Source organism: Serratia ureilytica (genome assembly GCF_013375155.1).
GTDB lineage: Bacteria > Pseudomonadota > Gammaproteobacteria > Enterobacterales > Enterobacteriaceae > Serratia > Serratia ureilytica.
Genome location: NZ_JABXOF010000010.1, coordinates 223,494 through 236,192, shown reverse-complemented (window position 1 = coordinate 236,192; position 12,699 = coordinate 223,494). Strand labels below are relative to the sequence as shown.

Sequence of the window (12,699 nt, the reverse complement as noted above, 5' to 3'; positions counted from 1 at the left end):
TCAAGTGTTATAGCCGGGGCTCTTATTTATGTATAGCCAGCCGCCAGCCTCCGTTATAACGATGCTTTGCCTGATACATCGCATCGTCAGCTTCGTGCAAAAGACCCTGAGGCGTCGACGCGTGATCAGGGTACAGCGCAATGCCGATACTCAGAGAGGTAATGATCGTCTCGTCGTTCGGTAAAATAACCGGTTGCGTCATGCAATCGATGATGTTGTCGGCGATCTGCAAGACATCTTCCGTGCTGTGCACCGGCGCCAGCAGCACGGCGAATTCATCTCCTCCCAGGCGTGCGACCAGATCGGTTTCGCGCAGCTGCGCGCGAATGCGTCCGGCAATGGTGGTCAGCACCGCATCGCCCGCGGCGTGACCGTAACTGTCGTTCACTTCCTTGAAGCGATCGCCGTCGATAAACAGCACCGCCAATTTCGCCGGCGGCGCGATATCGCCCAGGGCGCGGCTCAGCCGGCCTTCGAAGAAGGCGCGGTTCGGCAAGCCGGTCAGGCTGTCGTGCGTCGCCCGGTGAGCCAGCGAGTCGTTTTCCTGCTTCAGATGGGCCTGCCAGGCCTCCAGTTCATCGAGCAAGCCATTGAAATCATTGCTGAGCTCATGCAGCTCGGCGATCGGCGCCGAGGGCACCCGCAGGCCGAAGGTGCGATCTCGCCGCACCGCATGCGCCACGTTGGCGATGTCGTCCAACGAACTGACGATGCCGACCAGCATGCGGCGCGACAACACCAGGGCGCACAGGGTACTGAGCACCATGCAGGCGATCATGCCGACCAGCCCGCGCAACAGGAAACGCAACAGGCTGCCGCCGTTGCCGCTCAGCCAGACCTGGCCGACCTGTTTGCCCTCGTGGGAGATAGGCAGGATGACCGGCTCGGGCAGCGCCCAGTGGGCGATAACCTGCTCCATGCCGTGCAGCGGGCCATCTTTGGGACGATGCCAACTGACCAGCACGTCACCGGCGTTGTTCAGAATTTTGGCCTCCGACACCTCTTCTTTGGCGGCGATCAGCACCATCGCCTCGCGAATGTAGGGGCGATCGCCAAACACCACTGCCGCTTCAACCGTATAGCTGATGGAGCGCGCGATCAGGTGCAGGTTGTGGTTGGCATAGGCGCGCAGCGCGAACAGCGCCACCAGCGTCAGAAAGATGCCGGCGGTGCCAACGGCGATCAACGCCAGCCCAAGATGCACCCGCTGCAGCACTCGGCCCAACGTCGGGCGCGCATTGCCGGAACGGTTTCTACGCAACAGCCTCATAGCGGCGGCGCCTGTTTGCGCGCCAGCTGCAGCACGTTGGGGTGAACGCGCACGCCGCTGCGCGCCAGGGCGTCCAGGTTGACCTTGAAGCCGGCCTGGTCGCCGTTGATCTGCAGGCAAAATGCGCTGCCGGCGGAGCATTCGCTATCGTTCTCGCTGATGCTGAGAATGGAGTTGCCGGAAATGCGCTGCATGAAATTTTGTCTCTGCGCGGCGTTGATGTTCCCTAAATAGATGACATCGCAGCCGGTACTCAGCGTCGGGCTGTCGAACGGCACGCGTTCGGTTTTAATCGGACGCGGCGCGCTGAGCAGGATCGGATCGAACAGCCCCTCGGCATACTGGGTGGGTGCGGTCACGCACAACCGGATCGGATTGGGTTCACGTGACCAGCGGGCGTAGCTGATGATGCCTACCACCACGGTCGTCACGGCGTGCGTGCGCTGTTGATAGGGATCATCGGCGGCGCGCGCAGGCCCGGGCAACGTCAGCAGCGCCAACAAAACGATCAGCAACAGGCGGCCGATATTCAGGCGTGCGGCAAGGAAGCCCGGCACGGGGCTTTTTGCGCAACGCATCGTTATCGCGGTATTACTCGCCATCTTCACCCGCCATTCCGGCCTGATCCACCGCCCGCAGGCCGTGGCCCGACAAGTAAAAATCCGGCCCGCTTGAAGGGACAATCGTTTTGCTGAAAGCTGTCAGTCGCACTGCCTAATGAACACTATCTACCCATAATTGGCGCGGATTGTATTATAAGATGTCTTCGTTGGGCGCTTTATGTGCTGTTTTCTCGGAATTATCCTACTTATTTTTGATAGTATAAAAATGCCCTCTCGGGTTTGCCACCGCTTTTCTGCAAAGTTGGCGCGTTTGGCCAGCTGTCAGGCGATTTGCGCAACGTCGGCGCTATCTCTTAAATGCAATAATGTGATAACTAATAATTAGAAAGTATTTTACTTTTCCAATAAACGCCGTTGCGGCTAATAAAAATCCGGCCGGCGATAATATCTCGCCGCCCTGATTTGTCAGCCAAAGTAAACGTTTTTTACCTGGCTCCGATCATGGCGATACACTTCTTCTTCTACAGTATTGAATGGATGAGCGATTGCGCTGTCTATGGTAGATATCTGCGTCCGGGCCGTGCGCCCGGTTTTATTTTGTTCTGCGGCGCCGTGGCGCGGCGGTTACCGGGGAGCTGGGCGGCTCCCGCGGCACAATCAGTGAGGAAAGAGCGAGGATGGTCAAGGTGGACAAGCGACGGCTGTTGGCGATGGGGCTGTGCCTGACGGCGTTTTCCGGCGCGGCGCTGGCGGATTCTCTGGATGCGCAACGTCAGCGCTACCAGCAGATCAAGCAGGCGTGGGACGGCAATCAGATGGACGTGGTGGCGCAGCTGATGCCGACGCTGCGCGATTACCCGCTTTATCCTTATCTGGAATACCGCGAGCTGACTCAGGATCTGAGTCAGGCGGGGTTCTCCGAAGTGAACGACTTTATCAAACGCAACCCGACGCTGCCGCCGGCGAAATCGCTGGCGCCGCGCTTCGTCAATGAACTGGCGCGGCGCGAAGATTGGCGCACCCTGCTGGCCTTCAGCCCACAGCCGCCCAAACCGGTGGCGGCGCGCTGCAACTATTACTACGCCAAATGGGCTACCGGCGACCAGCAGGCGGCCTGGAGCGGCGCCGACGAGCTGTGGCTGAACGGCAAAACGCTGCCGAGCGCCTGCGATCGGCTGTTCAGCGTCTGGCGCGGCGCAGGCAAGCAAACGCCGCTCGATATTCTGGCGCGCATGAAGCTGGCGCTGAAAGAGGGCAACAGCTCGCTGGTCAGCAACCTCTACAGCCAACTGCCGGCCGACTATCAAACCATGGGCAACGCTCTGGTGCGCTTGCAAAACGATCCGACCACCGTGGAAGCCTTCGCCCGCAGCGTAGGGCCGACTGACTTTACCCGTGCCGCCACCGGCATCGCCTTTGAGCGCCTGGCGCGGCAGGATGTGGAAAACGCGCGGGCGATGATCCCGACGCTCGCGCGGCTGCAGAAAATGAGCGACGAGGAGCGGCTGGGGCTGGAAGAGGCGGTGGCCTGGCGCCTGATGGGCAGCGACGCTACCTATGAACAGGCGCAGTGGCGCGATCAGGTGATTCTGCGCAGCCGTTCGCCTTCGCTGCTGGAGCGCCGGGTGCGCATGGCGCTGGGCAACGGCGATCGGCAGGGCGTCGCGACCTGGCTGGCTCGCTTGCCGGAAGAGTCGCGCAACAAGGATGAGTGGCGCTACTGGCGCGCCAATCAGCTGATGGACGAAGGCAAACGCGCCGAAGGCGAGGAGATGTTGCGCAACCTGATGACCGAACGCGGCTTCTATCCGATGGTGGCGGCGCAGAAGCTGAACGCAACCTATCCGGTGATGGTGGCGGTGGCGGCCAAGCCGCGCGCGTCGCTGACCGACGGGCCGGAAGTGGCCCGAGTGCGCGAGCTGATGTACTGGAATATGGACAACCTGGCCCGCAGCGAGTGGGGTTCCTATGTCGCCAGCCGCAGCCGGCCTGAACAAGAGGCGCTGGCGCGTTACGCCTTTGAGCAAAAATGGGCCGATCTGAGCGTGCAGGCGACCATCGTCGGCAAGCTGTGGGATCATCTGGAAGAGCGTTTCCCGGTCGCCTGGCCGCAGGAGTTCCGCCGCGCCACCGATGACAAGGGGATCACCAGCAGCTATGCGATGGCGATCGCGCGTCAGGAGAGCGCCTGGAATCCGAAGGCGCAGTCGCCGGTCGGCGCCTCCGGCCTGATGCAGGTCATGCCGCGCACCGCGCAGCATACGGTGCAGATGTACAACATTCCCGGCTATGTCGGGCCGAGCCAATTGTTCGATCCGCAGACCAACATCACCATCGGCACCAGCTATCTGGAGTCGGTCTATCAGCAGTTCGGCCGCAACCGCATTCTGTCGAGCGCCGCTTATAACGCCGGCCCGTCGCGAGTGAACACCTGGCTGGGCAACAGCGCGGGGCGGATCGATCCGGTAGCGTTCATCGAAAGCATTCCGTTCTCGGAAACCCGCGGCTACGTCAAGAACGTGCTGGCTTACGATGCGTTTTACCGCTATCTGACGCACCGGCCGGCCAAGGTGCTGACCGACGCCGAGTGGCAGAGACGTTATTGATTTTGACGGCCCTATGGTATGCTGCTGTACTAGTTAAATAGTATGGTGGCTGCCATGACGCAATTATCGTTAAACGACCCCGCTCTTTCAGAACAAGGCAATGAGGATTGGCTGCGCTTCGTCGCGCTGCTGCAGAATTCGTTTGCGCAAGAACTGCATCAACCGCTGTTGCAATTGATGCTGACGCCGGACGAGCGCACCGCGCTGGGCACCCGGGTGCGGATCATTCAGGAACTGATGCGCGGCGAGATGAGCCAGCGCGAGCTGAAAAATGAACTGGGCGCGGGGATCGCCACCATCACCCGCGGTTCTAACAGCCTGAAAGCGGCTTCACCCGCGCTGAAACAGTGGCTTGAGCAGCAGTTGCTGCACGACGCGCCCTAGCAGACTCTGCGTTATTGCTGATAGATGGCGTTGTGGAACGGCACCAGCGCCAGCAGCAGCGCCTGATGATAAACGCTGGTGCGGCTCAGCCGGCCGTCGGTGAAGACGCCGATGGCGCCGCCCTGGCGCTTCACCTCGGCGTTGCCGGTGATCGTCGCCATTTCGCTGCCCAATTCGCGGCCTTCGCGAATACCTTGTAAAATGACTTCCGGCAGCATCAGGCTCGCCGAGCGGGATTCACCGCGGATGGACGGGTTCTCGATGGTCATCCAGGCGAAGGTCATATTCTCTTCAATCCCGGCTTCCACGCCGACCCAAAAATCGGCCTCGGGCCTGACCTGGCGCGCTTCCATCACGCGTTGACGCGCACCGGTGCGCGTTTCGTGATTGCCTATCGGCTGCAGCGAAACGCCGCTGGCGACGTCGACGGGTTCAATGCGGTATTGGCCTGCGCCGAAGACGTCATCGAAGGCCAATTGAATAGCCTTGATCTTTGCCGGGTTGGTAGTTGCAGCGACAACATGGTACATAACGGGTTTGATATCCTTCTGGCCGATACGCCGGGCAGCGGCAAAAGCGCCGCCGGGCCGGGGATAAACGCAAATTTCACGCAGTATAACGGAAAACAAAAATGTTACAGGTATACCTCGTTCGCCACGGCGAAACGGAATGGAACGCGGCTCGCCGCATCCAGGGTCAGTCCGACAGCCCGTTAACCGCCATGGGGGAACACCAGGCCCGTCTGGTCGCCAGGCGCGTCAGCAAAGAAGGCATTACGCATATCATTACCAGCGACCTGGGGCGCACGCGCCGCACCGCGCAGATCATCGCCGAAGCCTGTTGCTGCGAAGTGATTGGCGATCCGCGTTTGCGTGAGCTGCACATGGGGGTTCTGGAAGAACGCCTGATCGACAGTTTGACGCCGCAGGAAGAACAGTGGCGCAAACAGATGGTCGATGGTACTCCTGACGGCCGTATCCCTCAAGGCGAATCCATGGAGGAGCTGGGCGAGCGCATGCGCGCTGCGCTGGAGAGCTGCCTGATGCTGCCGGAGGGCAGCAAGCCGCTGCTCGTCAGCCATGGCATCGCGTTGGGGTGTTTGATCAGTACGGTGCTCGGGCTGCCGGCCTATGCGGAACGTCGCCTGCGCTTGCGCAACTGCTCACTGTCGCGCGTCGATCACCAGCAGAGCCCGTGGCTGGCTTCCGGCTGGATCGTCGAAACGGCGGGCGATGTCACGCATCTGGACATGCCCGCGTTGGACGAACTGCAGCGTTAACGTCGAATCGGGATCAGGTAATCGCACTTGATCTCGGTAGGCGCCTGATGCGGACGGCGCTCGCCTTTCGGGTAGAAGCGCTCGATGTCGTGCCCTTTGCGGCGCGTCAGTTTGAGCTCCGGCAGGCAAGTGCCGTAGACCGTCAGGATAAAGTCCTGCAGGCCTCCGATGGGCCCTTCATAGCTGAACATTGCAAATTCGCCGCCCGGCAGCACCAGCGGTTGAACTTCCTGCACTTTATCAGGCACCTGATCCGGCTCCAGCGCCGTGGTGTACAGCACTTCCTGTTCGTCGTCCTTCTCCTGGCTCGGACGCGAGTGGTGCAACCCGTACAGCACCGGCGGCAAGGTTTCGACTTCGCCGAGGAACTGGCGCCAGAACTGCGAGCGCAGCTCGGTGCGCACGGTGGTGATCTGTTCCAGCGTGCAGGAGTAGCTTTGGGTCAGGCCGACCAGATGCTTATCCGGCAACGAGAGGAACTCGGGCTGCGGCAGAGTGAAGGCCCCCAGACGGATCGGCGGGCAGATGCCGAACGCGTTCCAGTCTTCGGCGCGGCGGTACAGCGCCGGCGTTTGCGCAAACTGTTTCTTGAAGGCGCGCGTGAAGGTCTGCTGCGAGTCGAAGCGATATTGCAGAGCGATATCCAAAATCGGCCGGCTGGTCAGGCGCAGCGCGACGGCGGCCTTGGACAGCCTTCTTGCCCGGATGTAAGCACCGATGGCATTACCGGTAATATCTTTGAACATCCGTTGCAGGTGCCATTTGGAGTAGCCAGCCTTGGCCGCCACGTTATCCAGCGACAAGGGTTGGTCCAAATGGCTTTCCAGCCAGCTAAGCAGATCACGAATGATACCGGCTTGATCCATAGAACTTCCTCGTAAAGCTTGGGGGTAGGAACCCGAACTGTTGATTCGTCACGCTGGTGCTGCGCTATCAGACCGATCCATGAGCCATTATGGGTTGCACTCTTTGCCTCTGCTGCGCATGCCGCGCCAGAGTTGGATTGGGGTACACCGTAGTGGGCGCAAAGAAATAACGACGCCGCATCATAGCAATTTTTTTCCTCCGCGACTCTCAAAGATTTTTGTCACGCTCTGTGCTAAAACGGACGGTGCGGACCCGTAAAAACCCAATTCCGTGAGCTTAGACATAAATAATGGTGATCGCCGAGCCCATTTTCGCGGCAAGGTTATATCGGAGTTAAGTAAATGAAAAAAAGCTGGATATTTTTATTCGGTTTGGTTTGCGCAACCGTGGGAAGCGCACAGGCGGAGCAAGTGGGTTCCGTTGATACGGTGTTTAAATTGTTGGGGCCGGACCACAAAATCGTGGTCGAAGCGTTCGACGATCCGGATGTTAAAAATGTAACTTGTTATATCAGCCGCGCCAAAACCGGCGGCATCAAAGGCGGGCTGGGCCTGGCGGAAGATACCGCCGACGCGGCCATTTCCTGCCAGCAGGTCGGGCCTATCGAGCTGAGTGACAAGATCAAAAACGGCAAGGCGGAAGGCGATGTGGTGTTCCAGAAACGCACGTCGCTGGTGTTCAAGAAGCTGCAGGTGGTGCGCTTCTACGACGCCAAACGCAATTCGCTGATCTACCTGAGCTACTCCGACAAGGTGATCGACGGCTCGCCGAAGAATGCGCTGAGCGCGGTGCCGATCATGCCGTGGGCTGAGGCAAAATAAAAAAACGGGGTTCAGCATGCTGAACCCCGTTTTCATGACGGCAGGCTGGAATTACTCTTCCAGATCGCCGCAGAAGCGGTAGCCTTCGCCGTGGATGGTGGCGATGATTTCCGGCGTGTCCGGCGTCGATTCGAAGTGCTTGCGAATGCGACGGATGGTGACGTCCACGGTGCGGTCATGCGGTTTCAGCTCGCGGCCGGTCATCTTCTTCAGCAGTTCGCCGCGGGACTGGATCTTGCCCGGGTTTTCGCAGAAGTGCAGCATGGCGCGGAATTCGCTGCGCGGCAGCTTGTACTGTTCGCCGGCCGGGCTGATCAAAGAGCGGCTGTTGATGTCCAGCTCCCACCCGTTGAACTTGTAGCTCTCGACCAGGCGGCGCTCTTCGCCGAGGCTGCCCAGATTCATGGTGCGCGACAGCAGGTTGCGCGCGCGGATGGTCAGCTCACGCGGGTTGAACGGTTTGGTGATGTAATCGTCGGCGCCGATTTCCAGGCCGAGGATTTTATCCACCTCGTTATCGCGGCCGGTCAGGAACATCAAGGCGACGCTGGCCTGTTCACGCAGTTCGCGCGCCAACAGCAGGCCGTTTTTGCCTGGCAGATTGATGTCCATGATGACCAGATTGATATCATTTTCAGACAGGATATTGTGCATCTCTGCACCATCATTGGCTTCATGAACAATGTAGCCTTCCGCCTCGAAAATGCTCTTCAGGGTGTTACGAGTGACTAACTCGTCTTCGACAATCAGAATGTGCGGGGTCTGCATATTTGCTACCTAAAATTGCCAACAAAATAGAAAATAGGAAGTACAGAAGTCTCTGTTTTCTTAGAGGAGGGCAGAGATAGCGCCACGTTCCCTCTCAGCAAATGACTAAAGTACGTAAACTCGTTCTTGATGCACTTTCCATCTCATGTCAACAAGATCGCTAGCCTGGTGGGGATGCCGTTCCCTACAACCCCTTGGGTGCCAAAACGGCGCATATCCTAACCCCATTAACAGCAATATAACAGCGCGTGCCGAATTCATCACCCAACAAAACTACGCTTTGTTGACATATATCAAATTCAATTGTAGCACGTTAACAGATTTGTGAAAAACACTTACAGAAATGCCAGTTTAAGTCACAGAACCTCAAATTCTGTGAACGATTCAGCATTATCCGGCCCGATAGGATACAATTATTCGCTTATTGATCATTGCGTTGTTTTAACTCATTGATAAATAAATGCAGTAAAACATAAGCATGAATAATGACTATTACGACAGGTTTATTAGCTCAACGAGCCGTTTAATCTTGTTTGTTGCTATTAACGCGTTTATTGTTACGCAATTGTAAATACATGCGGGCGCTGCGCTATCGTCAAAAACGCAGGCCCGCCTTCGGTGGAAGAGTGATGCAGCTTCATATTGTTCTAGTGGCTCCGGCGCGGCCGGAAAACGTCGGCGCGGCGGCGCGCGCGATGAAAACCATGGGTTTCGCTTCGTTGCGCATCGTCGACAGCGAGGCGCATCTGCAGCCGGCGGCGCGCTGGGTGGCACATGGGGCCGGCGAGATCCTCGACGGCGTGCAAACGTTCGCCACGCTGGAACAGGCGCTGGCGGATGTGGATTTTACCGTCGCCACCACCGCCCGCAGTCGCGCGCGTTTTCACTACTACTGCACGCCGCCTGAGCTGCTGGAACAGCTGAGTGAGCGTAAGCAGTGGGTCGGCCAGGCCGCGCTGGTATTCGGCCGCGAGGATTCCGGCCTGACCAACGAAGAGCTGGCGCTGGCGGATTTGCTGACCGGCGTGCCGATGCAGGCGGATTATCCGTCGCTCAATCTGGGCCAGGCGGTGATGGTGTACTGCTACCAGTTGGCGAGCCTGATGGGCGTCAACGCCGCGCCGCAGGAGGCTGCGGCGCCTGAAGGGCAGCTCAAGGCGCTGCGCCACCGCGCAGATGCCTTGTTGAACGCATTGGAGGTCGGCGATGACCAAAAATTGCGCGACTGGCTGCACCAGCGCCTCGGTGCGTTGCCGCAGCGAGATACGGCGATGCTGCATACGCTGCTGCACGACATCGAAAAAAAACTCGCCAAGTGATAGCGGCTCCAGCAGGCGGTTACTCAGTGTGATCCACTATTAAACCGGCTTTAGGTTGTTTTTTTGTTCTGTCATTTTGCTTTTCACCTGTTGCATCGCGCATTACCGCCGCTGAACGGAAAATAAGCAAAAATAAGAAATCGTTTGACTTGGGATAGCGATTGCTTTAACCAATAGAGGGGACAGAGTATTTCATGAGACAGACAGACAACATGCGCAATATCAGCCTGACTACCACAATTATTACCACCACCGATACCACAGGTAACGGGGCGGGCTGACGCGCACAGGAAACACAGAAAAAAGCCCGCACCTAATCAGTGCGGGCTTTTTTTTCGGCTTAAATTCGGAGAGATCACAAATGCGAGTGCTGAAATTTGGCGGAACCTCGGTAGCGAATGCGGAACGTTTTCTGCGCGTCGCCGACATCATGGAGAGTAACGCGCGTCAGGGACAGGTAGCCACGGTCTTGTCCGCCCCCGCAAAGATCACCAACCATCTGGTGGCGATGATCGACAAAACGGTGGCGGGCCAGGACATTCTGCCGAATATGAGCGACGCCGAGCGGATCTTTGCCGACCTGCTGAGCGGGCTGGCGCAGGCGCTGCCGGGCTTTGAATACGATCGTTTGAAAGGCGTGGTCGATCAGGAATTCGCGCAGCTCAAACAGGTGCTGCATGGCGTCTCGCTGCTGGGGCAGTGCCCGGACAGCGTGAACGCGGCGATCATCTGCCGTGGCGAAAAGCTCTCCATCGCCATCATGGAAGGGGTGTTCCGCGCCAAAGGCTATCCGGTCACGGTGATTAACCCGGTGGAGAAACTGCTGGCGCAGGGCCACTACCTGGAGTCCACCGTGGACATCGCCGAGTCTACGCTGCGCATCGCCGCCGCGGCGATCCCGGCCGATCACATCGTGCTGATGGCCGGTTTCACCGCCGGTAATGATAAGGGCGAGCTGGTGGTGCTGGGCCGCAACGGCTCCGACTATTCCGCCGCGGTGCTGGCCGCCTGCCTGCGCGCCGACTGTTGCGAGATCTGGACCGACGTCGACGGCGTTTATACCTGCGATCCGCGCACCGTGCCGGACGCCAGGTTACTGAAATCGATGTCGTACCAGGAAGCGATGGAGCTTTCCTATTTCGGCGCCAAAGTGTTACACCCCCGCACCATCACTCCGATTGCCCAGTTCCAAATCCCTTGCCTGATTAAAAACACCTCCAACCCGCAGGCCCCCGGCACGCTGATCGGCAAAGACAGCACCGATGCCGATATGCCGGTGAAGGGCATCACCAACCTGAACAACATGGCGATGATCAACGTCTCCGGCCCGGGCATGAAAGGCATGGTCGGCATGGCCGCACGGGTCTTCGCCGTGATGTCGCGCGCCGGCATTTCGGTGGTGCTGATCACCCAATCCTCTTCCGAATACAGCATCAGCTTCTGCGTGCCGCAGGGTGAACTGCAGCGCGCTCGTCGCGCGCTGGAAGAGGAGTTCTATCTGGAGCTGAAAGACGGCGTGCTGGATCCGCTGGACGTGATGGAACGCCTGGCGATCATCTCGGTGGTTGGCGACGGCATGCGCACCCTGCGCGGCATTTCCGCACGCTTCTTCTCCGCGCTGGCGCGCGCCAACATCAATATCGTTGCCATCGCCCAAGGGTCTTCCGAACGTTCCATTTCGGTGGTGGTCAGCAATGATTCCGCCACCACCGGCGTGCGCGTCAGCCACCAGATGCTGTTCAACACCGATCAGGTGATCGAAGTGTTCGTCATCGGCGTCGGCGGCGTCGGCGGGGCGCTGATCGAGCAGATCTATCGCCAGCAGCCGTGGCTGAAGCAAAAACATATCGATCTGCGGGTGTGCGGCATCGCCAACTCGCGCGTGATGCTGACCAATGTGCACGGCATCGCGCTGGACAGCTGGCGCGACGCGCTGGCCGGCGCGCAGGAGCCGTTCAATCTCGGCCGCCTGATCCGGCTGGTGAAGGAATATCACCTGCTGAACCCGGTGATCGTCGACTGTACCTCCAGCCAGGCGGTGGCCGATCAGTACGTGGACTTCCTGGCGGACGGCTTCCATGTGGTGACGCCGAACAAAAAGGCCAACACCTCGTCGATGAACTATTATCAGCAGCTGCGCGCGGCCGCCGCCGGTTCGCACCGCAAGTTCCTGTACGACACCAACGTCGGCGCCGGTCTGCCGGTGATTGAGAACCTGCAAAACCTGCTGAACGCCGGCGATGAGCTGGTACGTTTCTCCGGCATCCTGTCCGGCTCGCTGTCCTTTATCTTCGGCAAGCTGGACGAAGGGTTGTCGCTGTCGGCGGCGACCCTGCAGGCCCGGGCCAACGGCTACACCGAGCCGGATCCGCGCGACGATCTGTCCGGGATGGATGTGGCGCGTAAGCTGCTGATCCTGGCGCGCGAGGCCGGTTATAAACTGGAACTGAGCGATATCGAGGTCGAGCCGGTGCTGCCGCCGTCCTTCGACGCGTCGGGCGACGTGGACACCTTCCTGGCGCGGTTGCCGGAGCTGGATAAAGAGTTCGCGCGCAACGTGGCTAACGCCGCCGAGCAAGGCAAGGTGCTGCGCTATGTCGGCCTGATCGACGAAGGGCGCTGCAAGGTGCGCATTGAGGCGGTGGACGGCAACGATCCGTTGTATAAAGTGAAGAACGGCGAGAACGCGCTGGCCTTCTACAGCCGCTACTATCAGCCGTTGCCGCTGGTGCTGCGCGGCTACGGCGCCGGTAACGATGTGACTGCAGCGGGCGTATTCGCCGATCTGCTGCGCACACTGTCATGGAAGTTGGGAGTTTAAT

Annotated in this window: 12 protein-coding genes and 1 other annotated feature; of the genes, 7 read left to right on the top strand and 5 right to left on the bottom strand. The window is 59.3% G+C overall.

Annotated features, from left to right (window positions below; translation table 11 throughout):
• Positions 1-22 precede the first annotated feature (22 nt).
• Together dgcN and yfiR are read right to left on the bottom strand one after the other, a co-directional pair.
• The gene (dgcN, locus tag HWW83_RS19240; protein WP_033641804.1) at positions 23-1,270 is read right to left on the bottom strand and encodes a diguanylate cyclase DgcN/YfiN; all 1,248 of its coding nucleotides are present in this window, start codon (positions 1,268-1,270) and stop codon (positions 23-25) included.
• On the bottom strand, positions 1,267-1,878 hold the full coding sequence (yfiR, locus tag HWW83_RS19235) for a regulatory sequestration protein YfiR (RefSeq protein WP_033651698.1): 612 nt from the start codon (positions 1,876-1,878) through the stop codon (positions 1,267-1,269). Before yfiR ends, dgcN begins: the two co-directional genes overlap by 4 nt.
• Before the next feature lie 632 nt (positions 1,879-2,510).
• Between yfiR and sltY the strand changes: the two genes are divergently transcribed.
• Entirely contained in the window at positions 2,511-4,439 is a 1,929-nt protein-coding gene (sltY, locus tag HWW83_RS19230) for a murein transglycosylase (RefSeq protein WP_069101000.1), read from the top strand.
• Positions 4,440-4,493: 54 nt separating this feature from the next.
• On the top strand, positions 4,494-4,823 hold the full coding sequence (gene trpR / locus HWW83_RS19225) for a trp operon repressor (protein WP_016929152.1): 330 nt from the start codon (positions 4,494-4,496) through the stop codon (positions 4,821-4,823).
• A gap of 11 nt (positions 4,824-4,834) precedes the next feature.
• On the opposite strand, the gene yjjX is transcribed toward trpR, so the two are convergent.
• Positions 4,835-5,353, bottom strand: coding sequence for an inosine/xanthosine triphosphatase (gene yjjX / locus HWW83_RS19220; protein WP_033641807.1), 519 nt, complete (start codon positions 5,351-5,353; stop codon positions 4,835-4,837).
• A gap of 101 nt (positions 5,354-5,454) precedes the next feature.
• Here yjjX and gpmB point away from each other — a divergent pair, with 101 nt between their 5' ends.
• Positions 5,455-6,102 carry a 2,3-diphosphoglycerate-dependent phosphoglycerate mutase GpmB gene (gene gpmB / locus HWW83_RS19215; protein ID WP_069101002.1) on the top strand — a complete coding sequence of 216 codons (648 nt, stop codon included), beginning with the start codon at positions 5,455-5,457 and terminating at the stop codon, positions 6,100-6,102.
• Here gpmB and robA read toward each other — a convergent pair.
• Positions 6,099-6,968, bottom strand: coding sequence for an MDR efflux pump AcrAB transcriptional activator RobA (robA, locus tag HWW83_RS19210; RefSeq protein ID WP_033641808.1), 870 nt, complete (start codon positions 6,966-6,968; stop codon positions 6,099-6,101). The genes gpmB and robA overlap by 4 nt on opposite strands.
• A gap of 342 nt (positions 6,969-7,310) precedes the next feature.
• On the opposite strand from robA, the gene creA reads away from it, so the two are divergent.
• On the top strand, positions 7,311-7,790 hold the full coding sequence (gene creA, locus HWW83_RS19205) for a protein CreA (RefSeq protein WP_033641809.1): 480 nt from the start codon (positions 7,311-7,313) through the stop codon (positions 7,788-7,790).
• 51 nt (positions 7,791-7,841) lie between these two features.
• On the opposite strand, the gene arcA is transcribed toward creA, so the two are convergent.
• A complete protein-coding gene (gene arcA, locus HWW83_RS19200) occupies positions 7,842-8,558 on the bottom strand; it encodes a two-component system response regulator ArcA (RefSeq protein WP_004933003.1) in 717 nt (238 codons plus the stop codon).
• 629 nt (positions 8,559-9,187) lie between these two features.
• On the opposite strand from arcA, the gene HWW83_RS19195 reads away from it, so the two are divergent.
• The 3 genes from HWW83_RS19195 (at position 9,188) to thrA (ending at position 12,698) form a co-directional block, all read left to right on the top strand.
• Complete coding sequence (locus HWW83_RS19195) at positions 9,188-9,877, top strand: tRNA/rRNA methyltransferase (protein ID WP_176589479.1); 690 nt, start codon at positions 9,188-9,190, stop codon at positions 9,875-9,877.
• Between the two features lie 194 nt (positions 9,878-10,071).
• On the top strand, positions 10,072-10,158 hold the full coding sequence (gene thrL / locus HWW83_RS19190; protein WP_071845095.1) for a thr operon leader peptide: 87 nt from the start codon (positions 10,072-10,074) through the stop codon (positions 10,156-10,158).
• Positions 10,097-10,214, top strand: a sequence feature (Thr leader region). (Overlaps the previous gene by 62 nt.)
• A gap of 24 nt (positions 10,215-10,238) precedes the next feature.
• A complete protein-coding gene (gene thrA / locus HWW83_RS19185) occupies positions 10,239-12,698 on the top strand; it encodes a bifunctional aspartate kinase/homoserine dehydrogenase I (protein ID WP_033641811.1) in 2,460 nt (819 codons plus the stop codon).
• Position 12,699: the final 1 nt, after the last annotated feature.